The sequence below is a fragment of the Chishuiella sp. genome, assembly GCF_032109125.1.
Taxonomy (GTDB): Bacteria; Bacteroidota; Bacteroidia; order Flavobacteriales; family Weeksellaceae; genus Empedobacter.
This window is the reverse complement of the sequence record NZ_DAMCLZ010000010.1, coordinates 16,388-41,223: the sequence shown is the minus strand read 5'-3', so window position 1 is coordinate 41,223 and position 24,836 is coordinate 16,388. Positions and strand designations below refer to the sequence as shown.

Genomic DNA, 24,836 nt, shown 5'->3' with positions numbered 1-24,836 from the left:
TCAGACAATAGTTTTGTGTACGATGGAAGCCCAAAATCATTATCAATAGTAGGTATTTTACCATATGGAGCAACAGTAAGTTACACAAATAATAACCAAACAAATGCAGGAAGATATTTAGTAACAGCAAGTATAGATGGTGGAGCAAATTATGAAGATTTTACATTAACAGCCAATCTAGAAATAACGAAAGCAACTATCTCAGGAATTAGTTTTTCAGACAATAGTTTTGTGTACGATGGAAGCCCAAAATCATTATCAATAGTAGGTAATTTACCATCGGGAGCAACAGTAAGTTACACAAATAATAACCAAACAAATGCAGGAACATATTTAGTAACAGCAAGCATAGATGGCGGAATAAATTACGAAGGTTTTACATTAACAGCCAATCTAGAAATAACGAAAGCAAATCAAACAATTTCATGGAATCAAAGCTTAGTTGTTGGTTGTGGAGGAGAGTCTTCAATAGAATTAACAGCTACATCATCTAGTGGACTACCTATTATTTATCAATCTTCTAATGAATCTATTGTTCGAATAAGTGGAAATCAAGCAATCTTAGTTGTTGGAGGATATGTAGAAATAATAGCAATACAATTAGGTAATAATAATTATACTGCTGCAAGTCCATTAAAAAGAGGTCTTACGAATAAATTAAATGGAATGATTAAACAAAAATGGAATGATGTTTTAATATTCGATAACAGTTCAAATCTATATACAAAATGGCAATGGTACAAAGATGGTAAACAAATAGTAGGAGCAACAAAACAAGTTTATAATTCCTCATCACCGCTTTCAGGAGAATATTATGTTGTAGTTACTGATGTAAATGGGAATGAAATAGAAACATGCCCCATCAATATAACAGCAACACAAATACATAAAGGAGGTTTAAGAATAGTTCCTAATCCAGCTAGACAGGGAGAATACTTTAGTTTATTTGCCGATTATGAATTACAAGATTTAGTAGGTGCAAAAATAATTGTAACAGACATAACTGGGAAACAGTACAATGAAATTAATAAAGTAGATGTAGAAACAAAAATACAAGCACCATTAACAGCTGGAGTTTATGTTGTTCATCTATTTCTAAATAATGGTAAAAAATCTAGTACTAAATTATTGGTTAAGTAAAATAAGAAAACATGAAAACGATAAAAAATAGTTTAGTTCTAAGTTTTATATTTTTAGGAATTATATTCTGTAATGCTCAACAGATAAGTATTCTGGCTAATGCAGGAATGCAAGGTTTATCTTATAAAATAAATGACGGTAATAATAAGCTGAAAATAGGAGAAAGAATAGGAGTTGGTTATACTTATTTTCTTAATTATCATTTAGCAATTATCACAGGATTAGAACTAGGAGCTTATAGCAACAAAACAACATTGAATGATGCAGTATATACAACTGATGAAATAGATACTGAAGGAGAATTATTTGAATTTAGAGTAAAAACAAAAGGATACAAAGAAGAAAATAAATTTAACGCAATTAGTATTCCTTTAATGCTACAATACAGAACAATGGGAGATACTCAATTTTATTTTAATGGAGGAGGAAGAGTTTTCTTACCATTTGGACAAAAATCTAATATAAATATCAATCAATTACAGTTAACAGGTTATTATGCAGATGTAAATGCTGAATTATCTGATATACCCAATCATGGATTTGAAACCTTTGATAATTGGAAGAGTACTTCCAAAACAAAACTAAATACCGCCTTTGCTTTAAGTGCAGAGACAGGACTTAGCTTTGAATTGGATGATAACATAAGACTTTATACAGGCATATATATAGATTATGGTCTAAATGATATGCAAAAGAAAGAACAAATAAAAAAAGATGTTCCATTAATTAATTACAATGATAATGGCTATAGTGATAGACAACTGAATAGTATTTTAAAAACAAATAGAATTTCGGAATCAGCAAAATTAATGGCTTATGGAATTCAACTAAAATTAGAATTTGGACAACGATACAGAGGAAAAGGTTGTGGGTGTTACTAACTAAAACTAACTACATTTTGCCAGCAATAACTTGCTGGCAATTTTTTATATAATTTATAAATACGTCTAATAGACTTACATTTCTAACATCTAAATATTATAATGACGTTCCCTTCGATCGGGTTTTCCGTTCCAATCTAAAAAGATTGTAACAAAAAGCCCGCTCGAACGCCCAATTTAATTTATTGAAAAAAGAATAACAATTGTTGCGTTTTTATAAAAGTAGCTGTATAAAAGTTTATAATGTGAATAGTTGTTTTGGTTTGAATTTTTTGAAGATTAACCTTAACTTCGTTTTTATATAAAAATGTACTAAATGTTTAACAAAAAAATCTTCTACGGAATGGTGCTTGGATCATCGATTTTAGCAAATTCATGTAGTCAAAAAACAACAAATACAATGTGGAATAGCGAGAATCCATTTTTCAAAGAAAGTCAATTGCCTTATCATACACCCGATTTTTCTAAAATAAAAAATGAAGATTTTAAACCTGCTTTATTACAAGGAATGATAGAGCAATTGGCAGAGATAGAAAAAATTGCAAACAATTCTGCTGAACCTACTTTTGAAAATACATTGGTCGAAATGGAGAAATCAGGTCAATTGTTAGCAAGAGTTAGTCATGTTTTTGGATTACTGACTGGTGCAAATACAAATGAAACTTTGCAAGCAGTAGAGGAGGAGTTATCTCCAAAATTTGCAGCACATAGTGATGCAATTTATTTAAATGATAAACTTTTTAAACGTGTAAAATCATTGCATGATAAAAAAGCTGAATTGAATTTGGATAAGGAATCGGCTCGTTTGTTGGATGTATATTATCAGAAATTCGAATTGGCTGGGGCAAATTTGTCGTCAGCTCAAAAAGATCAGTTAAAGAAATTGAATGGAGAAATAGCTTCTCTTGAAACTAAATTTTCTAATCAATTATTAAAAGGTACAAAAGCTGGTGGGGTTACTTTTACAAAAGCTGAATTAGCAGGTTTAAGTGATGCTGATTTAGAATCTTTTAAACAAGCGGATGGAACTTATTTAATTAGCTTATTAAATACGACACAACAACCAGAATTACAAAATATGACTAATTCTGCTTCGCGTAAAAAATTATTTGATGCAGCTTGGATTAGAACAGAAAAGAAAGATGAAAATGATACACGTGCTACAATTCTTAGCTTGGTTAAAAAACGTGCAGAAAAAGCAAAGCTCTTAGGTTTTAATAATTATGCTGAATGGAATTTGCAAGATCAAATGGCGCAGAATCCTACAGCAGCAAAAGGTATATTGAACCAAATGATTCCTGCTGCAACTGCTATGGCAAAAAAGGATGCAACAGAATTTGAGGCATTAGCAAAAAGAGAAAATGCAAAAAATACATTAACTGCTGCAGATTGGAATTATTATGCTGAAAAAGTGCGTAAAGAAAAATATGATATTGATGAGAATGAAATGAAACCTTATTTTGTTCTAGATTCAGTTGTAGAAAATGGAATTTTCTTTATGGCAAATAAATTGTACGGAATCACATTTAAGAAAAGAACAGATATTCCTGTTTGGCACGAAGATGTAAAAGTATATGAATTGTTTAATGAAGATGGTTCGCAATTAGGGTTATTCTATACGGATTATTTTAAAAGAGATTCTAAACAAGGAGGTGCTTGGATGAGCAATCTTGTAGAACAATCTCATTTATTTGGAACAAAACCGGTGATTTATAATGTAGGAAATTATACAAAGCCTGCAAATGGACAACCTGCTTTAATTTCTTATGATGATGTAATTACTACTTTTCATGAATTTGGGCATGCTATACATGGATTTTTTGCAAATCAAAAATACCCAACTTTATCAGGAACAAGTGTTTCGAGAGATTTTGTTGAATTCCCATCTCAGTTTCATGAACATTATGCAACGGAGCCAACAATCTTAAAGAATTATGCAAAACATTATCAAACAAATGAAGTGATTCCAGATGAATTGGTTGCAAAAATGAAAAAGGCCTCTAACTTTAACAAAGGTTATACATTAACAGAATTATTATCTGCTGCTGCTTTAGATTTATCTTGGCATACAGTTAATACTGATGCTACAATAACTGATGTAGATAAATTTGAAGAACAAGCTTTAATTGATAATAAAACAAATTTAGCACAAGTTCCACCACGTTATCGCTCATCTTATTTTAGTCATATTTTTGGAGGAGGGTATGCAGCTGGATATTTTGCATATATCTGGGCAGAAATGTTAGATCACGATGCCTATGAATGGACATTAGAAAATGGAGGAATGACAAGAAAGAATGGTCAAATTTTACGTGAGAAAGTATTTTCTCAAGGGAATTCTGACGATTTAAATGTAATTTATAAAAACTTTAGAGGGAAGGCTCCATCTATAGAACCAATGTTAAAATATCACGGATTGAAATAAATCTTGAATATAGTGAATGAAAATCCAAGTATATACTTGGATTTTTTTTGTTTTATGAATAAATTTGCAACTTTAAAAGAAATTAGAAATGGGAAGAGCATTTGAATTTAGAAAAGGACGTAAAATGAAACGTTGGGCAGCAATGTCTAAAGCATTTACTAAGATTGGTAAGGATATCGTAATGGCAGTTAAAGCTGGTGGACCTGACCCGCATTCAAATTCTCATCTTCGTGCTGTAATTCAGAACGCTAAAGCGGCAAATATGCCGAAAGATAATATTGAGCGTGCAATAAAAAAAGCATCAGATAAAAATACAGAAAACTATAAAGAAGTAATTTTCGAAGGATATGGTCCTCATGGAATAGCTGTTTTAGTTGAAACTTCTACAAATAATAACAATCGTACGGTAGCTAATGTTCGTTCTTATTTTAATAAATGTAATGGACAATTAGGAACACAAGGTTCTGTGGAATTTATGTTTGACCATATCAGTAACTTTAAGATTCAAAAACCAGAAGGAGTTGATATGGAAGAATTAGAATTCGAAATGATTGATTTTGGAGTAGAAGAAGTCTTTGAAGATGAAGATGGAATTGTTTTGATAGCACCTTTTGAAAACTATGGAACAATATTCAAATCTTTAGAAGAAGGTGGATATGAAATTATTTCTTCTGAATTTGAGCGTATTCCTCAAACTACAAAAGAATTAACAGAGGAACAAAAAGCTGATATCGAAAAGTTATTGGAAAAATTTGATGAGGATGAGGACGTGAATAACGTTTATCATACAATGAAAGAAGACGACGAAGACGAAGAATAAATCTCTGAAAAAGTATATAAAAAAACGTTCAAAATATATTTTGAACGTTTTTTCATTTTATAAAATTAGTTTGTAATCAAAATTTATAGTTTATTAATGATTATTAATTTTATTTATCTTAAATCCTTTTTTTAGAACAAGAATTGACACAAATTTGTAGATATAAATTATAGTGATATGGCAAGTTCAATTAGAACATTAAATCCTGCAACAGGAAAAGTAGAAAAAGAATTTCAAGCCTACACAAGCGAAGAAATAAACAAATATATAGACGAGGCAAACGAATTATATAAACAATGGCGATTTGTTTCTTATGAAGAAAGAAAGGTTATTATGAAACGTGTTGCAAATGAAATGCGTAAACAAAAATCTCATTTAGCTTCGTTAATCACAACAGAAATGGGAAAACCATTGCGTGAAAGTGAAATAGAAATAGATTATAGTGCAAATATTATAGAATATTATGCTGATAATGCAGAAGAATTTTTGGCTAATACAACACTAGAAACTCAAAAAGGTACAGCATATGTAGTATCAGAACCAATAGGAGTTTTATTAGGTGTTATGCCTTGGAATTTTCCATTTTCGCAGATAGCTCGTTTCGCAGGGCCACATATTATGGCAGGAAATACAGTTGTTTTAAAAACAGCTTCCAACATTCCGCAATGTGGTATTGCTTTGGAACAACTTTTTATAGATGCTGGAGCTCCAAAAGGATTATATAAAAATTTATTGATGTCTGGTAAAGACACGGATAAAATAATAGAGAATCCTAAAATTGTTGGTGTTTCATTAACAGGTTCAGAGGCTGCTGGAGCACAAGTTGCAAGTATTGCAGGTAAACATGTAAAACCATCAGTATTGGAATTAGGAGGTTCAGATCCTATGATTGTTTTAAATGATGCTGATATAGAAAAAGTTATGAATGGTACTATTAATGGTCGTTTACGTAATGCTGGACAAGCTTGTACATCATCTAAACGTATAATAGTTCAGGAAGGTATTTATAATGAATATTTAGAGCGTATCACAGCTTATGTAAATCAAATGAAAGTTGATGATCCAACTCTCCCTGATACAGATATGGGACCTGTAAGCTCTGAAAATGCAATGAATGGGCTATTAGATCAAATTAATGATTCAGTAGAAAAAGGAGCAACTCTAGTTTCTGGAGGAAAAAGATTAGATAGAGATGGATTCTTTTTACAACCAACAATTTTGACTGATTTAAAACCAGGAATGAAAGGTTATGATGAAGAAATTTTTGGACCAGTAGTTTGTATTTGGAAAGTCAAAGATATTGATGAAGCTTTACAAATTGCTAATGATACTCCTTATGGATTGGGAGCATCAATTTACACGGAAGACGTTGCAAATGCTGAAAAAATAGCAAGAAAAATAGACTCAGGAATGGTATTCATAAATAAACAAGTTTCTTCTAGTCCTGAATTGCCTTTTGGAGGAGTTAAAAATTCTGGTTATGGGCGAGAATTATCTAAAGCAGGAATTTTAGAATTTGTCAATAAAAAACTAATAATGATAGCTAAATAATTTTAGTATTCAATATTTTTAAATAATAAAAAAATGATTTAAGTTTTACTTAAATCATTTTTTTATGTTTGTTCTAAATCTATTGAAGAATATTAAAATTTATTATTTCAATTTCTTTTTTAATTCTATTTTATCAATATCACTTTTATAGTTTAAAATACTAATAAGATCATCTTCCGACAATAAATTAGATTTATAGTAATCAATTAATATGTTTTCAATTTTTTGAAATTCGTTCAGTGAATTTTGTTTAAAATAAGCTTCAATAAATTTATTATTTTTTGTTTTTAGTGTAAACAAATTACTTACTCCATTAGAACCTTTTTCAGTTTCAAATTCTCCGAATTCTTTTATCTTTTTACCTTTGTAGTCATCATTATCTATAATAATAGAATAAATATCCTTAATAGGAAAAAACTCATCTTTTATAGTAATTCCTTTTTTTTCAAAAGTTATTTTTCCATCAGAAGTACCAAGTAGTTCTGTAGATGGTTTTTTGAAATATCCATTAAAATAAGCAACTAATGTTGCTAAAATTCCAATAAAAATATAATAATACGTTTGATTTTTAAAGATTTCTAATTCTAAACAAATAAAACTAACTACTGTTACAATTAGAAAAGAGATAATCACTTTTGCTATTCCTTTGGAACTTTTTTTCTTTTTCTCTGGAACAAAAATTTCGAAACTATAATTATCCATTTGCAATATCTTTTCTTACTCTACTTAAACTTTCTGGTGTAATTCCAAGATAAGATGCAATCATCCATTGTGGAATTCTATTTACTTGGTTGGGATAAAGTCGTATAAATTCTAAATACCTTGTTTTTGCTGTAGCACTCAAAAGTAAGTTTATTCTATCTTGTAGACTTCGTACATGATTTTGAATTAATTTATTTTGTTCAACTAAAAAATTAGGATTAATACTTGTGATTAATTTATTAATTTCATTGTTTAAAATAATTAATGTAGAATCTTCAATAGCCTGAATATAAAATTTTGATTGTTGTTTACAAATAGCACTATTTCTATCGCTTACAAACCAATTTTCTGTTCCGAATTGTATAACATGTTCTTTACCATTATCATCAATTGTATAGGAACGAATAACTCCACATTCTACAAAATAATAATCTTCGGAATATTCGCCTGGAACTAATATAAATTCATTTTTTTTATAATGTTTTTCAACTAATTTATCCTCTATTTTCGACCATTCAATGTCGTTAAGTTCTATAAGGCTCTTCAGATTTTTTTTATAATTCTCCATTTAATAAGAAAGTCTATTACAAATTTAGGTAAAAAATGTAAATAAATAATGTAATAATTTTTGTTACAATATTAATATACTTATCTTTGTTATATAATAATATAGTAATGAATAATCTAAGATTTGCTACAGCAATACATATATTGGTTTTAGCAGAGAAATTTCAGGGACAATTAATTACTTCTGACTTTATTGCAGGAAGTATAAATGTAAATCCAGTAGTAGTTCGTCGTGAAATAAAATTATTGAAAGAGGCAGGCTATATAGATTCTAAAAAAGGAAAAGATGGAGGATGTTTTTTGTCAAAAAATCCAGAAAGTATTTTACTTGGTGATGTTTATAAATTAGTAAATCATGAAAATGTTTTCGGAAAAATGAATCAAACCAATCCTGCTTGTCCAGTTGGAAAAATGATGAATGAAAATCTTGAAAGTTTATTTGATGCTGCTGAATCAAATTTGATTCAAGAATTAAACCATAGAACATTAAAACAGTTTTCAGATCAATTTATAGACGAATAATATAAAAATTATAGAAAAATGAGAGTAGCGTTAATCGGAGCAACAGGTTTTGTAGGTTCACATATATTACAAGAATTAATTAATCGTAATTTTTCAATCAAAGCATTTGCAAGAAGTGTAGATAAAATTACAGATCATAAAAATGTAGCAAAAGTAGCTTTGGATGTAAATAATGTACAAGCATTAGCTACAGATTTAAAAGGCGCTGACGTTGTTGTAAGTGCATTTAATGCTGGTTGGCAAAATCCTAATTTATATGATGATTTTTTAAAAGGGGCAAAGGCAATAGAAGAAGCAACAAAATTAGCAGGAGTAAAACGTTTGATTGTAATAGGTGGAGCTGGTAGTTTGTATGTAAATGATGAAAAAAAATTACAAATTGTAGATGCTCCAGGATTTCCTGAAGAAATAAAGCCAGGAGCTTTGGCTGCTAGAGATTATTACAATATTTTAAAAGAAGATAATCAATTAGATTGGACAATGTTTTCTCCTGCACCAGAAATGCATCAAGGTACTTCTGGAGTGAGAAAAGGATTATATCGTTTAGGAAAAGATGTTCCTGTTTTTGATAAAGACGGACGTAGTATTTTATCCGTAGAAGATCTTGCTTTAGTAATTGTTGATGAAGTTGAGAATGCAAAATTTATTAAGCAAAGATTTACTGCTGCTTATTAATTAAAAATAAAGTTTCATTTAATATTTTTTGTTTAAAATATTCATTTGGTACGATTTATGAAAAACGCATAATAAATCAATATAAAATGAAACTTTTAATAGGAATAGCATGTGTCACATTTGGGTTAGGATTATTTATCCTTTGCTATCTATTAAATTTTGATATGATTATTTATCAAATATTAGGTCTCTTTTTGCTTATTACTAGTTTAGCAATAATACATCTAGGATTTAAGTTTATTTTTGATTATAGAAATTATAATAGATTAGTAAAACAAGGTTTAAAAGTAAAAGCTCAGGTTATAGACATAAAAAGAACATTACTTGGTGTGAATAATCTTCCAGATTATGTGGTTGAAGTTTTTTATACACACCCAGATAGTAAAAAGATTTATTATACAGAATTTGAATATTCTGGAGATGTAAATACAAATGATATGTTGAAAAAAGGAAATGAGGTTGATATTTTAATCGATCCTCAAGATCCTAAAAATATTTTTTACAGCAATATTATTTAAAAAGTAAAAATATTATATATTTGTTAAGCGTTCAGAAGAAATTCTGGGCGCTTTTGTTTTGTACAAATTTTGTATATACTAAATTATTCTAGTTTTAAAAATTAATAAAAGTCACTATTTATGGCATTTGAAGTAGCAGTTTTAGGCGCAGGTTGTTTTTGGTGTGTCGAAGGAATATATAATTCAATTAATGGAGTTGAAAAAGCAATTTCTGGCTTTGCAGGCGGAAATGTAGAAAATCCAACTTATAGACAAGTTTGTGATACAGATACAAATCATGCAGAAGTAGTAGAAATAACATTTGATCCTACGGTATTATCATACAAAGATTTGTTAGAGATTTTTTGGAATATTCATAATCCAACTCAACTAAATAGACAAGGTGAAGATATTGGAACACAATACAGATCTAGTATTTTTTATACATCAGAAGAACAAAAAATTCAAGCTGAGGAATCATTTTTACAATTTGATAATGGAGAATTGTATGAAGATAAATTTGTAACAACAATAGAGCCTTTAGATAAATTTTGGCCAGCAGAAGATTACCATCAAGGATACTACAATGAAAATCCTGAAACGCAATATTGTTCTACTGTAGTGGGACCAAAAATTGCAAAGTTTAAATCTAAATTTAAACAAATTTTAAAGTAAAATATTAAAAAAAAACATCAAATTTATTTGATGTTTTTTTTAATAAATAGATATATCAATAATTAATTAAAAATTTATATCAACTTTAAAATAAAACTATTTTTCAGTCAAATATTTCCAAAAACGTTTCGGTAAAAGTTGAACATGTAATCGTGTGTTTTTACGTGCCTCAATATTGGTTGATTTAAAATATGATTTCCATAACTCTTGGTACAAATGTTCATCAATATTGGTGTATTCTGTTGGTAAATTAGATGTTTTTGGAATAAAATCAATTTTTATTTCTTGAATGTTTTTTAATTCTCGATCATGTATAATTCCATATTTTCTTGTTAAATCGTAAATAATCCAATTCATATTGGCATATCTATTTTTAAAATGACTAATAATTAATGGAATAACATTGTATTTAGGTTCAATTTTAGCAAAAAACATATCCTTACTAATTTCTTCAAAACGAATAAAAGCTTCATGATGATGTTTTTCTCTATTCACAGAGCGATTCATTTGTATGACATACAATACATGTTCGTTCCCATAATTATTTTGTACATCTGAGTTGCTATTTAAAATAAGGCAGCAATAACAAAATAATTGTTGAAAAGCTTCTAATTCTTCTGATAAAAATACAGCTTGAATTGCACGATAATTAGCAGGTTTTAATTTGTTTTTTAAAGCTTTATTAACTCGCTTAGCTTTTTCATTATCAGAAATGACACTATATTTTTCATCAAACATCGTTGCTTGATACATATATTCAGGAAATACTTTAATAGCTTTAGGTTTTCTAGTATAAAAATCAAAAATTAAAGTTAGGAATCCTTCAAAACTACCATCAAAAACATAATTTTCCATTAATCAAATAAGTTTAATTGATTCGGAATGTTTTTCAAATATTTGCTTTTACTTGTACTCAATATTTTATTTTTTATTTGTGATGGTAAATAATCTTTGATATGGTAATTATCATCTGCACATTTCATAAAATATCGCGCTCTATTGTATGCAATTCCAAATTTTTTAAGTTGATAGGCATATATGTTTCCAAATTTTCTGGCTTGCATAATTTTTTTTGCTGAACCTACACCAATACCAGGAATTCTAAGAATAAGATGATAATCAGCCTTATTAATATCTATAGGATAAAGATGTAAATTTCTTAAAGCATAACTCAATTTTGGATCAATATCAGTATCTAAATGAGGATTATTCACATTCAAAATCTCATTGACATTAAATTGATAGAATCGCATTAACCAATCTGTTTGGTACAATCTGTTTTCTCGAAGCAATGGCGGTTGTGTACCAATAGATGGCAACATTGTATCATTATGATTAATGGGAATAAACCCAGAATAATATACACGTTTCAGGTTATAATCGTTGTAATATTGATTAGCAGTGTGCATTATCTCCATATCATTTTCTGGTGTTGCACCAATTACCATTTGTGTTGATTGTCCTGCTGGTACAAAAATAGGAGTAGATTTAATTAATTTTCGTTCAGTGTTAAATTCTGTCATTTGTTGGTTAATGAACCCCAAAGGTTTTTTTACATCATCGTGAGATTTTTCTGGTGCAACTAATTTCAATCCTTTTTCTGTCGGCATTTCTAAATTAATCGACATTCTATCTGCATACAAACCAGCTTCTCTCAATAATTCAGGGCTTGCACCAGGAATAGTTTTTAGATGAATATAACCATTGTAATTTTCTTCTAAACGTAACTTCTTAGCAATCAAAAGCAAACGTTCCATTGTAAAATCTGCATTTTTGAAAATTCCTGAACTAAGAAATAAACCTTCGATATAATTACGTTTGTAGAAATTAATTGTTAAGTCGACAACTTCTTGTACTGTAAAAGCAGCTCTTTTTATATCATTACTTTTTCGAGATACACAAAAAGCACAGTCATAAATACAGTGATTTGTTAAAAGAATTTTGAGTAAAGAAACGCACCTTCCGTCTTCTGTAAAAGAATGACAAATTCCAGAATAATGACCATTTCCTAAACCATTTTTTGTGTTTTGCCTTTTACTTCCACTAGAAGAACATGATACATCATATTTAGCTGCATCAGCAAGAATACTTAATTTTTCATTAATTCTATCGAAGTTCATCTTTTTGCTTTTAGGCAAATAAAAAGATGAATTAAGCCATAAAGTGTCGTGATTAAAAAATTAACTTAATCGTATTCAAGATTAATTAACAACTCCGTTTTTAATCGACTAATAAAATTACAATCCAACTCATATAAAAGAATATCGATTAGTTGAGAAAGAAAATCACGATGAATGTAGTTTAAAACAAGTGTATTTTCTTTTAAATAAAAATAGAAATCATATTTAATAAAATAACCAGAAAATTCATTAATTTTTATAATATTTAAATCAATCAAATCAATATAGTTTTGAAATGTAGATGAATGATTGTTCTTTACTAATTGAGCTTTTTCTGTTGATGAGTTAATGAAAGAAAAGTTTAAATTTTCGATTTCATCACTAAAAAATAAACGCACAAAATCTCCTTTAGGATAATCATTAATGTATAAATTAAAACGATCTCCTTTTTGATATAATTGAAATAATTGATTAAACTGACGAACTGTATCCACCATTTTATCAGAGATTTAGATGTATAAATATACATTTTAAATTTTAGTAGACAAAATCTTTATTGCATTATTTTCTAAATAAATTGATAAATTTCACTATAGTATTTTGTGCTCTAAGCTATTATTAGTTACCTTTAAAATCATAGAATACTAAATAATAAAAAAATGAAAATTGCAGTAATTGGAACTGGTGCATTGGGTGGTTTTTACGGAGGAATGTTAGCGAAGAATGGAAATGATGTACATTTTTTATTAAATAGCGATTATGATTATGTTGCAAAAAACGGTTTAACAATAGAATCAGATATACATGGAACTTTTAATCTAAAAGATATACATGTTTATAAGGATATAAATGAAATGCCAATTTGTGATGTAGTTCTTATTTGTCTGAAATCGACTAAAAATAGTTTTATTAAAAATATAAAGAAAATAATCAATGATTATTCATTAATAGTTATTATTCAAAATGGACTAGGAGTAGAGGAAGAAATTGCTCAACTATTTCCAAAAAATAATATTATTGGTGCTTTGGCATTTATTGCTTCAAATAAAATAGGACCAGGTCATATTCATCATTTAGAATTGGGAAGATTAAAATTAGGAAGTTTTAATCATCAAAAAACTCCTTTGGTTGATGATTTAATTAAGGTTTTCAAAACTTCTGATATTGATGCTATATATACAGATGAGTTAAAGTATATACGTTGGCAGAAACTTATATGGAATATGGCATTTAATGGAACTTGTGTTATTTTAAATTGTACGACAGATAAATTACTTTCTAATATCCATACAAGAGAAATGATTTACGAATTAATGAGAGAAACTGTTAGTGCAGCCAAAGCTTGTGGTGTAAATCTTCCTGATGATGAGGTAGATAAAATTGTTGAAACAACTGATCGTATGAAACCATATAACCCAAGTATGAAATTAGATTATGATAATAAAAGAGAAATGGAATTGAAGTATATTTATGAAAAACCAATTGAGCATGCAAAAGCTGCTGGTTTTGAAATGAAAAAAATGAAAACATTACTTCAGTTACTTCATTTTAAACAAGCTGAGTATTTTCAAGATTAATTCTATAAATTATATATTAACCTCTTAATCTTTAAAGTTAGGAGGTTTTTTAAAGCTTATCATTTAGATGTTTTTTTATTGCTAAGTTTACAATATAGTGTCTTTTCTTAACTTGTTTTAAAAATGATTGATCTCTTGAATTTTTAAAAATTTTATCACATCTTCTAAGATAACTGATATAATTAGATTGATTTTTTATTGGTAGTTGACAAAGTTCAAGATCGAATTCTCCATTATTTTTTAAATAGAATTTACTTCTACTTCTAAACTTCTGTTTTATTTCATGAGTTTCTGAATCAATATCATCTAATGGGCTATTATATAATTTTTTAATTTGATTTTTAAATACTGCTTTCTTATTGAAAGGATTAGTATTTTCTAATTTATTCGCTCTATTTGCTCTTCTTTTTACAATAGAAATAATTCTTCTGTAATATTTAGCAAGATTAGTAGATTTTATAGTTGTATTATACCCTCTAAATTCGAACCCTAAATAAATTAAAGGTTTATTAATTTTTTCTTTAAGATTATCAATCTTAATCGAAGTTAAGCGTGTTTCCTTTTTTTTATTAAATGCTAATTTTTTAAAAATAAATTGTTCTGTTTTACTTTCACTGATTTTCAAAAATGATTCTTCAATTTTTTGAATGATACTCTTTTTAATTAATTCTACTTCATCTTGTTTACAGATAATTAATATATCATCAGAATATCTTCTGTAATAAATATTAAGCTTCTTAACTAATTCATTAATTATGAATTGATCAAAATCTAACAGATAAATATTGGCTAAAGTTGCACTTATTGGTAAACCTTGTGGAATACCGATATTCACTTTTTTTTCATTATCTAAAATTTTATAAAATGAGTTTTTATAAACCGTGATTTCTTTATTCTTTATAGCATTTCTGAAATCTTTATTATCATAGAAGAATGATTTATATCCCTTATGACGTCTAATCTCACTTAGTTTTTTTTCATCAAAACCAGCTCTCCTCTTTCCTCTATTTTTATGAACTCTCAAATCATCACGATGTACATATCTAAATTTAGTACACGCTTTAAATACTTTATAATGATGTTTAGGTAGTTCTTTTTCATTTAAAACATCACACCATTTTTGTTTGAGTAATAAATGATCAAGACCCGAAAAGAAATTTTCAATATCAAAAGTTAGAGCAGCTACACTTTCTTTTTCAGCTCTACTTATAATTTCATCAAAAGCTTCTTTTGCAAAGTGGATTGTTCCTTTTCCTTTCTCGGAATTAGGTAGTTTTATACGACGATAAGCAATAATACTTTCATTTAGAAATGTGTCATTTTTTAAAATTTTCTCATATTTATTGTAAAGAACTGAAGAGTAGTAAGCGTATATTAAAGCATCGAAATGAGAAGCATAATGAATTGGCCTCTTTTTAGCAGTCTGTTGAAATGTACCATCATTATTTATAAATCGATGAGTTCTTCCAGTTTTTTGATTATTCTTATGTTTTGACGGATCTATTTTTTTGTATTTTCTCTCTTTAATCTCATTATACATTAATGGATAAAAGGCATACTTCTCAACTAATTTTTCATCTGTAATTAATGCATAATATTTTTTCCAGTCATTTTCGACAGAAAGTGATGGAGTAATATGTAAATATCCTTTTGATTTAAGCCAGTCTGGTTTTTCCACATTTAAATTATAAAATACTTGTTCTATGAATTAAACAATAAATGGAATTGAACTACATACACAAACGTCGGATAAGTACCCATTAACTGAGTCATTGTATTTTTTCCTAAAATTAATAAATCAACTGCAAACCCTAAAGCAATGAAGCAAAGTTTAATTATAAAGTTAATGCATTTGTTTATTTCAATAATTCTTTGTACATTAGAAGAATCTGAAGTTATCTCTCCAGAAATAAATCTTTTGTATGGTATCCTGTATCAGGTTACAATTATCGGGATGAAAATCCTTTTCCTTTCCAACTTTATTTGGCAAAGTAGTTATCGAAAATAACTTGCTATCCTGACTAATTGTAGTTCCCCATTCATAGAACAAGTTTACAAATATAGTATTATATTTACATATAAAATAAACTATATGAGACAAAGTGACATCACCTATAAAGTAGGAAATCTTGTTACCTTAAAAACACATCCCTTCACAGAAAAATGTACTGATATATACATCCAAGCTAAAGCAGAATATACACCTCCAATTTTAAATGTTTTTGAAGTTTTAATTTCTAGTGAATATAAGGAAGAAACAGGTGAAAAAGATATTCAATATCAATGCATTTATTATAATACGAAATCTGGAATATTCGAGAAAAAATGGTTTAAACATAAAGAGCTAAAACTAATTAAAAAAGAAGAAAAAGTAATTGAATTTTCAGAATCTAATTTAAAAGAATGGATTGGTAAACAAGTCATCTTAAAATCAGTTGATTTAGAACTAAATAAAAGAAAATCAAATTTAGAAATAGACAACACATTATCTCAAAAAAAGAATCATCATTTAGATTTTTTACCACCCTTACTTGAGGTTATAGGTATTGAAGAAAATGAAGATAAAAAATTATATTCTAAAAAAACTGGCGAACAAGTAAAACCAAAATATTATTTTAAAGTAAAATGGTATAATTCTATAAAAGATAAATTTTCTGAAGATATTTTACCACTTTGTGTTGTAAAAGAAGTCGAAAATCATGAGTCTTTACTAGAAAATATAAAGAATGAAGAAAAATATAAATTTGACATAATAAAAATTACCAGTGATAAAAAAATTGATGATATTATTGAGGTAAAGAATATTTATTTTAATACATATATCTATAAAGTAGAAGTTAAAAGTTTACTTACGCAAAAAGTAGATTTCATTGATCTTAAATTATTTAAAGAAATTGAAAAATTTGAATCTGAGTTATATAGTAACGAATTACTTGGAATTCATGAATCAGGTTATACACGACTAGAGCCACAGTTATTCTCAAAAAACGAATTATATAAAATTAAGTACAAAGATAATTTTGGAAGAATTACAGATCGAATTATTTATTTAGAAGATATTATTTATTTCGATGAACAATATAAACAGATGACGGTATCTGATTTTCAAAAGAAGAGTAAAGAAAAAAATAAATATGTTTGTTATACCTATTTAAAAGCAAAATGTTTTCTTAGAAATATGGAAACAAGACATTTTCAAATTGATTCAGATCATATATTATCATTAAAAAAAGTCTGTATGGAAATATAAATTTTTATCCTCATTCCCTTATAAAACCCCATTTAGCAATAACGATAGTAGTGAAAATCCTTTTGTAATTAGATGCATCTCGACTTTAGCTTAATGACTAATTACAAAAGATTGTAACAGGTAGCGTGCCCGAAGGGATTGCCATATAAATGATTGATTTAATATTTTTTTTTATCTTTAGAAATAATAACACAATTCATTTATAAAAAAATGACTAAATCTTTTGATCCCAATACTGAATCGTTTAATCGATTACTAAAACATGCCATTTCACCACGCCCTATATGTTTTGCAAGTACTATAGATAAACAAGGAAATGTAAATTTAAGTCCTTTTTCCTTTTTTAATTTAATGGGGCAAACACCACCAATTTGTGTATTTTCTCCTGTAAATAAAATGAGAGATGGAGCAAAAAAACATACACTTGATAATGTCTTAGAGCATCCAGAATGTGTAATTAATATAATAAACTATGATATTGTTCAACAACAATCTTTAACAAGTGTAGAGTATAAGAAAGGAGTAAATGAATTTGAAAAGGCTGGTTTAACACCAATTCCATCAGATCTTGTAAAACCTCCTCGAGTGAAAGAAAGTCCAATACAAATGGAATGTAAAGTACGAGAGGTTGTTTCTATTTCTAATGAACCTGGTGCAGCAAATTTAGTGATAGCTGAGATTATTAAAATTCATGTCGAGGAAAATTTTTTGGATGATGAGAATAATGTATCTCCTTTTACTTTAGATTTAGTTGCTCGTTTGGGAGATGATTATTATTGTCGAGTTATTCCTGAATCTATTTTTGAGGTGGCTAAACCAACACGAACAATAGGAATAGGAGTAGATAATTTACCAGAAGAAATAAAATTTTCTAATTATTTGACTGGTAATCATCTTGGTCAGTTAGGGAATCAAGAAAAAACACCAACAAAGGAGATGGTTGAAAATTTTAAGGAACAATTAAAGCAACGATTAGAAATAGAAAAATTTAAACCAATTGAAGTAAGGCATCAAATTGCAGCTAAATTGTTAGACCAAGGAGATGTTAATGGAGCTTGGTTTTGGTTATTAATGGAATTATAATGAAAAAAACAGTCTTATTATTAGGGAGTACAGGTTTAATAGGTTCTATTGTATTAGATAGATTATTGAATGATTCAGTTTATTCAAAAGTGATAATTTTAGTAAGAAAACCTCAAGGAATTCAACATTCAAAAATTGTTGAAATTATAACTGATTTTAAATCTCCGATTGATTTAAGTTCTTTTAATAAGATAGATAGTATTTTTTCTTGTTTGGGTACGACTAGAAAAAAAACACCAGATTTGCAATTATATAAAAAAATTGAAGTTGATATTCCTCTTGCTATAGCAAAACAATGTTTAAGTAAAGGTTTAGAGAAATTTCATTACATTTCTGCGATTGGTGCTAATGAAAATTCATCTAATTTCTATTTAAAAATGAAGGGAGAAGCTGAAGTTGTTTTAACCCAATTACCTATTCCTATTCTGAATATATATCAGCCTTCTTTATTGATAGGAAATAGAAAAGAAAAAAGATTAGCAGAAGATGTAGGAGCAAAAATATATCCTTTTATTAATATTTTTTTAATAGGTGCTTTGGCTAAATATAAAGCTATAAAAGCAAGTGAATTAGCAAAAGGAATAGTAAATGTAGATGAGCAAATGAATATTAAAGGAGTTCAGGTTTTTACATATAATGATATACTTAAAAATACAAAAAAATTATGATTTTAATAGCTGTTTTATTTCCATGTTTGTCTTTTTTCTTGAGAGGAAAAATAATACAAGCTATTTGTTGCTTAATTTTACAAATAACAGTTATTGCTTGGTTACCAGCTGCTATTTGGGCTGTTGCATCGTTACTTGATAGTAGAAATAAAAAGAGAATGAAAGAATTTTCGAGAAGATAATATTTTATTATATCTATAATTTTAGCGCGTTCCCTATGGTCGGAATTTTCATTACTATTATTATTGAAAATATGTGTCAAATAATTAAAAAAGTACATAACATTTATGATTGATAAATTAATTATAAATAATTCTGTGAAGCAACACTCATTACATGTAATTAATCAATTTGAGAAAATAAGATTTGATTTTAAAAATGTTTATTTTAAAAATAATTTAAGTGAAACTGATTATAAAGGACATGTGTTAAATAGAATTGATAAAACAATAATTTTATTGAATTTAAATCTTCAAAATTTTCATGATAATCTTACAGATAAATTAAAATTTGATAAAATTTTACCAACAGCTTCAGAATATGATTATAATGAAGTTTTAAATAATTATTTTTTGCAAACTAAAACTTCTTTTATTTATAATTTATCTTCAATGATTGAAACATTTTTTAGGGAAGTTCATAAAGAATTATTTCCTGAGAAAAATATAGAAAAAAAAAGTCTTTATGATATATTAAGTCAAAATTTTTAAAAAATTAGAACTCAAAAAAAATGAAAATTGGACTGCAATGATGGTTTTATCTAATATCCGCAATACAATTCATAATAATGGAATTCATATTTCAGAAGATAGAATTTTATTTTATCATAATTATGAAATCAATTTTGTACATAACTCTCCTCAAAATATTGCACATTATGAAATTTTAGCTTTAATATTATATGATTTTTTGAATTTATTTAAGGAGATTAATTCTAAAACTAAAAATAAATAAAATATATAGCTTTTTTTAAATCTTTTAAATTAGTGGCGCGGCATCCTTTTATAAACAATTTTTTCTTTAAAAAAATAGATTTTATTGTTTGTAAAAAATATAGCAAAAAGCACACCTCGAAGTGATTGCCAAAAAAATAAATATAATTTTTAAAAAGTTTAAAATAACTTAAAGATAAAAACCCAGTAAACATTATTTACTGGGTTTTAATATATAGATTTTTTTCTATTAAGAGTGGATAGCTCTATTATCTGTAGCAGCTAAAGCAGCTTCTTTAATAGCTTCAGAGAATGTTGGGTGAGCATGAGACATTCTTGTTAAGTCTTCTGCTGATGCACGGAATTCCATTGCTGTAACACCTTCTGCGATTAAATCTGCAGCACGAGCACCAATAATATGCATACCTAAAATTTCGTCAGTATTTTTATCAGCTAAAATTTTAGCAAAACCATCAGTATCCATAGAAGCACGAGCACGTCCTAAAGCTTTGAATGGGAAAGAACCAACTTTATATTCTACACCTTCTTCTTTTAATTGCTCTTCAGTTTTTCCAACTCCAGCAACCTCTGGCCATGTATAAACAACACCAGGAATTAAGTTATAGTTAATGTGTGGTTTTTGCCCTGCCAATTGCTCAGCAACTAAAACACCTTCTTCTTCAGCTTTGTGAGCTAACATTGCACCAGCAACAACATCACCAATAGCATAAATATTTGCAACATTAGTTTGTAAGTGATTGTTTGTTTTGATACGACCTCTTTCGTCAACTTCAACACCAACAGTATCTAAACCTAAAGAACCAGTAAATGCACGACGACCAACAGCAACTAATGCATAATCTCCTGTAATTTCTAATTCTTCACCTTTTTTAGATGTAGCTTTTAATGTTACATCATCTCCATTATTTACAACAGAAGTAACTCCAGTAGAAGTATGGAATTTCATTCCTTGTTTTTTCAATACTTTAGTTAATTCTTTAGATAAAGCACCATCCATTCCTGGAATAACACGATCTGCATACTCAACAACAGTAACATCAGAACCTAAACGTAAATAAACAGAACCTAATTCTAATCCAATAACTCCACCACCAATAACAATTAAATGTTTAGGAACTTCTGGTAAAGCTAAAGCCTCAGTAGACGTAATAATTCTTTTTCCATCTGTTGGAGCAAATGGTAATTCAGAAGAAACAGATCCAGTAGCTATAATTGTATTTTTAGCTTCAATTTCTTGTGTAGAACCATCTTTAGCTGTAACAACAATATGAGTAGCATCTTTAAAAGCACCAGTACCTTCTAATACATCAATATTATTTTTGCTCATTAAGTATTTAATACCAGCTACGTTTGTATCAACAACTCCAGCTTTGCGAGCAATCATTTGAGCAAAATTAACTTTAGGAGCATCAATTTCAATTCCATGCTCTTTAAAGTGATTAACAGCGTCGTAATAGTGGTGAGAAGAATCTAATAAAGCTTTAGAAGGGATACATCCAACATTAAGACATGTACCACCTAAATTTTCTTTTTCTATAATTGCAGTTTTAAATCCTAATTGCGCACAACGGATTGCAGCAACATATCCTCCAGGTCCAGCACCTATTACGGCTACATCATAAGAACTCATATCGTTTTTATTTTGATTTAATATTTATTTTATATCTCACAAATATAACGAAACTCATTAATACAAACATTAATTTTTGACAATGAATTTTGTTAGTTTTTTAATCTTTTTATGGCATTGTTTTTATTAAGATTAATATAGATTAAAAATAAAGTTTTAATTCTTAATTCTTAGTTTTTTAATTGGGCAGGTTTTGCAAATTTTGCTTTTAGTAAGCCATTAATAATTATAGATGATAACATAACTGCAGTTGCAATATAAAAAACAATATTCATATGCTCTGCATCTCCAAATATGATACTAGCTAATATAATACCATAAATAGGTTCTAAATTAACATTTAGCATTAAAGTAAAAGCACTAACATGTTTTAAAAGATCAACAGATTCTATTTGAGCATAGGCAGTAAAAATAACCCCAAGTAAAACTAGCCAACCAAGATTAGACCAACTAATGTTTATTATTTCTGAGATTGCATCATTTTGGAATAATAATATGATAATTGATAATGTAAATAAGCCGCCAATCATTTCGTAAAAAGTTACTTTGGTAGGTTTTATAGACTTAGCCAATTTAGAGTTTAAAACAGCAAATAAAGCAGATAAAAAACTACATAAAACACCAATTATAATTCCCATTTTATATTCTGGTGTTGCATTAAATATAACGATGACACAGATTGATACAACAATCGCTAATATGATTTCAAGTAAGTTTATTTTTCGTCTAAAAAAAATAGGTTCTAATATTGCACTGAACAATGCTCCCATTGAAAGTGTACTCAATGCAACAGAAACATTAGATAATTTAATGGATAAATAGAAGGTAAACCAATGCAATCCTACAATTCCACCAATTCCCATAAGAGTAAATAACTCTTTTTTTGATACTTTAAATTGTTGTTTTTGAAATTTCATAAATACAAAAACAGCAATTGCAGCAATAAGTAAACGATACCAAACCATTGGTAAAGCGCTCATAGTGACTAATTTTCCAAAAACTCCTGTAAATCCCCAAAGCAATACAAGAAATTGTAGTCTAAATTGAACTTTTGATAACATCCATTTTTTTAACAAAAATATACTTTAATTTCATTCATTTTATAAAATTTATAATTTCTTGTAAATTATTATCTATCAGTCATAAAAATGCTTAATGAAACTAAAAAAAGAAAACTATAAATTAAAAATAAATTAGAATTCATGAAATAACTAAGATTAATAGAAAATATACTAATATAAAATTGAAATTTAATTACCTTTAAAAACTTATTTAGACTAGTCTACATATATAAACCTATTATGCAAAATATAAAAATGATTGTGACAGATATGGACGGAACTTTGTTGCGTTCAGATCATACTCTTAGTCCAAAATTTAAAGAAATATATAATAAACTAAAGGAACTTAATATTCTTTTTGTACCGGCAAGTGGAAGACAATATTATAGTATTATTAGTTATTTTGAAGATATAAAGAATGAATTGGCAATTATTGCTGAAAATGGAACTTATGTTACATACAAAGGCGAAGAAATATTTGTTGATGAATTAGACTCTATTTTAGTTAATAAAATTATAGAAAGAGTTAGAAAAATAGAAGGAGCAAATATAGTTTTAGCAAGTAAAAATGCAGCTTATGTAGAATCTACGGATCCTGTTTTTTTAGAATTTTTTAAAAACTATTACAATAAAAGTATTCAAGTTGATGATTTAACAAAAATAGAAAATGAAAAATTTATTAAAATAGCTATAAATCATCCTGAAGGTTCAGAAAAAAATGTATATCCAAAACTTTTAGAATTCGAAGAAAATGGGGTTAAAGTAGTTGTTTCTGGAGAAGTTTGGTTAGATATTATGAATACAAAATCTAACAAAGGTGTTGCATTAAATGCTTTAATAAAAAAATTAGATATTTTGCCAGAAGAAATAATGGTTTTTGGGGATTTTATGAATGATATAGAAATGCTACATTTGGCAAAATATAGCTTTGCTATGAAAAATGCTCATCCTTTAGTAAAAGAAGAAGCTAATTTTATTGCTCCTTCTAATGATGAAGATGGAGTATTGAAAATTATACAAGGATATATTGATCAATTTTAAAAAAAATAAAACAAAATAATTAATCTCGAACCTAATATTAAAAAATGTTTACTATCAATAATCGTCTAAAAAGCATTTATTTATTAAGCTTTTTACTTTTTATTTTTTCTTGTAAAAATGAAAGTTCTAACCAGAAACAAGGATTAGAAGAAAAACCTACTGTAGAAGTTAATGAAATTTTACAAGATCATAAAGATTCTGTTTATAAAGTTAAAACAGATACATTATCTTCTAATTCCAACAATGAAGATACAATTACAGAACCAAAAGAAGAAATTGAAACTCTAAAGAAGGTTGAATTAGATTCTACAAAACAATATGTTTATTTAACGTTTGATGATGGACCTTTTAAAGGAAGTAAGAATATCAATAAAATTTTAACTGAAGAAAATGTCAGAGGAACTGTATTTTTAGTAGGGTATAATGCTTTTACAAAAGAGTTAAAACAACATGTAGAAGATTATAAACAAAATCCAAATGTTGATATAGCAAATCATACTTTTTCTCATGCAAATAATAAATATAAACATTTTTATAGTAGTGCAGAAGGAGTTTATAATGATATTTTAAAAAATGAAACAACATTAGATATTCATACAAAATATGTTCGTTTACCAGCTCGTAATGTTTGGAGAGTAGATGCTAAAAAGAAAGGAGATATTTTAAAAGATGCTGATCCTGCAGCAGATTTATTAGCTAAAAATAATTATTATATTTTTGGATGGGATTATGAATGGAGTAGAAATATTCATCAGTTAGATAACCCAGAAAAAATTTATGAAGGTATAGTTCATCGATTAGATCATAATAGAACATTTGAAAAAAATCATTTAGTAATTTTAATGCATGATGACATGTTTAATACAGATCAGAATGCCGAAAAATTAAGACAATTGATAGTTTTATTGAAAAATAATCCTCGAATAGTTTTAGAAGGAGTTTCTAGTTATCCTAATAAAGTTAGCTAAAAAGAAAAAGATCCATTTTATTAAAATAAA

General features: G+C 27.5%; 26 protein-coding genes. 18 read left to right on the top strand and 8 right to left on the bottom strand.

Annotated features, from left to right (window positions below):
* The 5 genes from RT575_RS11000 to RT575_RS10980 all read left to right on the top strand — a co-directional run.
* Positions 1-1,140 (top strand): T9SS type A sorting domain-containing protein (locus tag RT575_RS11000; protein ID WP_313580839.1); only part of this gene is annotated, 1,140 nt, incomplete at its 5' end.
* Between the two features lie 11 nt (positions 1,141-1,151).
* The gene (locus RT575_RS10995) at positions 1,152-2,021 is read left to right on the top strand and encodes an outer membrane beta-barrel protein (RefSeq protein ID WP_313580837.1); all 870 of its coding nucleotides are present in this window, start codon (positions 1,152-1,154) and stop codon (positions 2,019-2,021) included.
* Positions 2,022-2,337: 316 nt separating this feature from the next.
* On the top strand, positions 2,338-4,446 hold the full coding sequence (locus tag RT575_RS10990; RefSeq protein WP_313386659.1) for a M3 family metallopeptidase: 2,109 nt from the start codon (positions 2,338-2,340) through the stop codon (positions 4,444-4,446).
* 88 nt (positions 4,447-4,534) lie between these two features.
* Positions 4,535-5,266, top strand: coding sequence for a YebC/PmpR family DNA-binding transcriptional regulator (locus tag RT575_RS10985; RefSeq protein WP_313580835.1), 732 nt, complete (start codon positions 4,535-4,537; stop codon positions 5,264-5,266).
* Between the two features lie 177 nt (positions 5,267-5,443).
* Complete coding sequence (locus RT575_RS10980) at positions 5,444-6,817, top strand: NAD-dependent succinate-semialdehyde dehydrogenase (RefSeq protein ID WP_313580834.1); 1,374 nt, start codon at positions 5,444-5,446, stop codon at positions 6,815-6,817.
* A gap of 102 nt (positions 6,818-6,919) precedes the next feature.
* On the opposite strand, the gene RT575_RS10975 is transcribed toward RT575_RS10980, so the two are convergent.
* Positions 6,920-7,519 (bottom strand): hypothetical protein, encoded by a 600-nt coding sequence (locus RT575_RS10975; protein ID WP_313386662.1) that lies wholly within the window; start codon positions 7,517-7,519, stop codon positions 6,920-6,922.
* Positions 7,512-8,087, bottom strand: coding sequence for a Crp/Fnr family transcriptional regulator (locus RT575_RS10970; protein WP_313580833.1), 576 nt, complete (start codon positions 8,085-8,087; stop codon positions 7,512-7,514). The genes RT575_RS10975 and RT575_RS10970 overlap by 8 nt, the downstream gene beginning before the upstream one ends.
* Before the next feature lie 107 nt (positions 8,088-8,194).
* Between RT575_RS10970 and RT575_RS10965 the strand changes: the two genes are divergently transcribed.
* From RT575_RS10965 to msrA, 4 genes are all read left to right on the top strand, one after another.
* Positions 8,195-8,608 (top strand): Rrf2 family transcriptional regulator, encoded by a 414-nt coding sequence (locus RT575_RS10965; RefSeq protein WP_313386664.1) that lies wholly within the window; start codon positions 8,195-8,197, stop codon positions 8,606-8,608.
* An 18-nt stretch (positions 8,609-8,626) separates the two neighbouring features.
* Positions 8,627-9,283 (top strand): NAD(P)H-binding protein, encoded by a 657-nt coding sequence (locus RT575_RS10960; RefSeq protein WP_313580832.1) that lies wholly within the window; start codon positions 8,627-8,629, stop codon positions 9,281-9,283.
* Positions 9,284-9,369: 86 nt separating this feature from the next.
* The gene (locus RT575_RS10955) at positions 9,370-9,801 is read left to right on the top strand and encodes a hypothetical protein (RefSeq protein ID WP_313386666.1); all 432 of its coding nucleotides are present in this window, start codon (positions 9,370-9,372) and stop codon (positions 9,799-9,801) included.
* A 120-nt stretch (positions 9,802-9,921) separates the two neighbouring features.
* On the top strand, positions 9,922-10,455 hold the full coding sequence (gene msrA / locus RT575_RS10950; protein ID WP_313386667.1) for a peptide-methionine (S)-S-oxide reductase MsrA: 534 nt from the start codon (positions 9,922-9,924) through the stop codon (positions 10,453-10,455).
* 96 nt (positions 10,456-10,551) lie between these two features.
* Here the strand turns inward: msrA and RT575_RS10945 are convergent, their stop codons facing one another.
* The 3 genes from RT575_RS10945 to RT575_RS10935 all read right to left on the bottom strand — a co-directional run bounded on the left by RT575_RS10945 (position 10,552) and on the right by RT575_RS10935 (position 13,072).
* Positions 10,552-11,310: a TIGR03915 family putative DNA repair protein gene (locus tag RT575_RS10945; protein ID WP_313580831.1), complete on the bottom strand. Its 759-nt coding sequence runs from the start codon at positions 11,308-11,310 to the stop codon at positions 10,552-10,554.
* On the bottom strand, positions 11,310-12,575 hold the full coding sequence (locus RT575_RS10940; RefSeq protein WP_313580829.1) for a putative DNA modification/repair radical SAM protein: 1,266 nt from the start codon (positions 12,573-12,575) through the stop codon (positions 11,310-11,312). The genes RT575_RS10945 and RT575_RS10940 overlap by 1 nt, the downstream gene beginning before the upstream one ends.
* 65 nt (positions 12,576-12,640) lie before the next feature.
* Positions 12,641-13,072: a hypothetical protein gene (locus RT575_RS10935; protein WP_313580827.1), complete on the bottom strand. Its 432-nt coding sequence runs from the start codon at positions 13,070-13,072 to the stop codon at positions 12,641-12,643.
* 162 nt (positions 13,073-13,234) lie between these two features.
* Between RT575_RS10935 and RT575_RS10930 the strand changes: the two genes are divergently transcribed.
* Entirely contained in the window at positions 13,235-14,152 is a 918-nt protein-coding gene (locus RT575_RS10930; protein ID WP_313580825.1) for a putative 2-dehydropantoate 2-reductase, read from the top strand.
* Positions 14,153-14,201: 49 nt separating this feature from the next.
* Here RT575_RS10930 and RT575_RS10925 read toward each other — a convergent pair whose 3' ends face one another.
* A complete protein-coding gene (locus tag RT575_RS10925) occupies positions 14,202-15,830 on the bottom strand; it encodes a reverse transcriptase domain-containing protein (RefSeq protein ID WP_313580823.1) in 1,629 nt (542 codons plus the stop codon).
* A 414-nt stretch (positions 15,831-16,244) separates the two neighbouring features.
* Here RT575_RS10925 and RT575_RS10920 point away from each other — a divergent pair, with 414 nt between their 5' ends.
* From RT575_RS10920 to RT575_RS10895, 6 genes are all read left to right on the top strand, one after another.
* The gene (locus RT575_RS10920; protein WP_313580822.1) at positions 16,245-17,402 is read left to right on the top strand and encodes a hypothetical protein; all 1,158 of its coding nucleotides are present in this window, start codon (positions 16,245-16,247) and stop codon (positions 17,400-17,402) included.
* A gap of 210 nt (positions 17,403-17,612) precedes the next feature.
* Complete coding sequence (locus tag RT575_RS10915) at positions 17,613-18,485, top strand: flavin reductase family protein (RefSeq protein WP_313580820.1); 873 nt, start codon at positions 17,613-17,615, stop codon at positions 18,483-18,485.
* Positions 18,485-19,153 carry an NAD(P)H-binding protein gene (locus RT575_RS10910; protein ID WP_313580818.1) on the top strand — a complete coding sequence of 223 codons (669 nt, stop codon included), beginning with the start codon at positions 18,485-18,487 and terminating at the stop codon, positions 19,151-19,153. The genes RT575_RS10915 and RT575_RS10910 overlap by 1 nt, the downstream gene beginning before the upstream one ends.
* Positions 19,150-19,335, top strand: coding sequence for a YqaE/Pmp3 family membrane protein (locus RT575_RS10905; protein WP_313580816.1), 186 nt, complete (start codon positions 19,150-19,152; stop codon positions 19,333-19,335). The genes RT575_RS10910 and RT575_RS10905 overlap by 4 nt, the downstream gene beginning before the upstream one ends.
* 105 nt (positions 19,336-19,440) lie before the next feature.
* Positions 19,441-19,863 carry a hypothetical protein gene (locus RT575_RS10900; RefSeq protein WP_313580814.1) on the top strand — a complete coding sequence of 141 codons (423 nt, stop codon included), beginning with the start codon at positions 19,441-19,443 and terminating at the stop codon, positions 19,861-19,863.
* A gap of 37 nt (positions 19,864-19,900) precedes the next feature.
* Positions 19,901-20,107: a hypothetical protein gene (locus RT575_RS10895; protein WP_313580812.1), complete on the top strand. Its 207-nt coding sequence runs from the start codon at positions 19,901-19,903 to the stop codon at positions 20,105-20,107.
* A gap of 228 nt (positions 20,108-20,335) precedes the next feature.
* Here RT575_RS10895 and lpdA read toward each other — a convergent pair whose 3' ends face one another.
* Positions 20,336-21,736, bottom strand: coding sequence for a dihydrolipoyl dehydrogenase (lpdA, locus tag RT575_RS10890; protein ID WP_313580810.1), 1,401 nt, complete (start codon positions 21,734-21,736; stop codon positions 20,336-20,338).
* A 170-nt stretch (positions 21,737-21,906) separates the two neighbouring features.
* Positions 21,907-22,797: an EamA family transporter gene (locus RT575_RS10885; protein WP_313386679.1), complete on the bottom strand. Its 891-nt coding sequence runs from the start codon at positions 22,795-22,797 to the stop codon at positions 21,907-21,909.
* Positions 22,798-23,037: 240 nt separating this feature from the next.
* On the opposite strand from RT575_RS10885, the gene RT575_RS10880 reads away from it, so the two are divergent.
* On the top strand, positions 23,038-23,838 hold the full coding sequence (locus RT575_RS10880; RefSeq protein ID WP_313580808.1) for an HAD family hydrolase: 801 nt from the start codon (positions 23,038-23,040) through the stop codon (positions 23,836-23,838).
* A gap of 44 nt (positions 23,839-23,882) precedes the next feature.
* Entirely contained in the window at positions 23,883-24,806 is a 924-nt protein-coding gene (locus RT575_RS10875) for a polysaccharide deacetylase family protein (RefSeq protein WP_313580806.1), read from the top strand.
* Positions 24,807-24,836 lie beyond the last annotated feature (30 nt).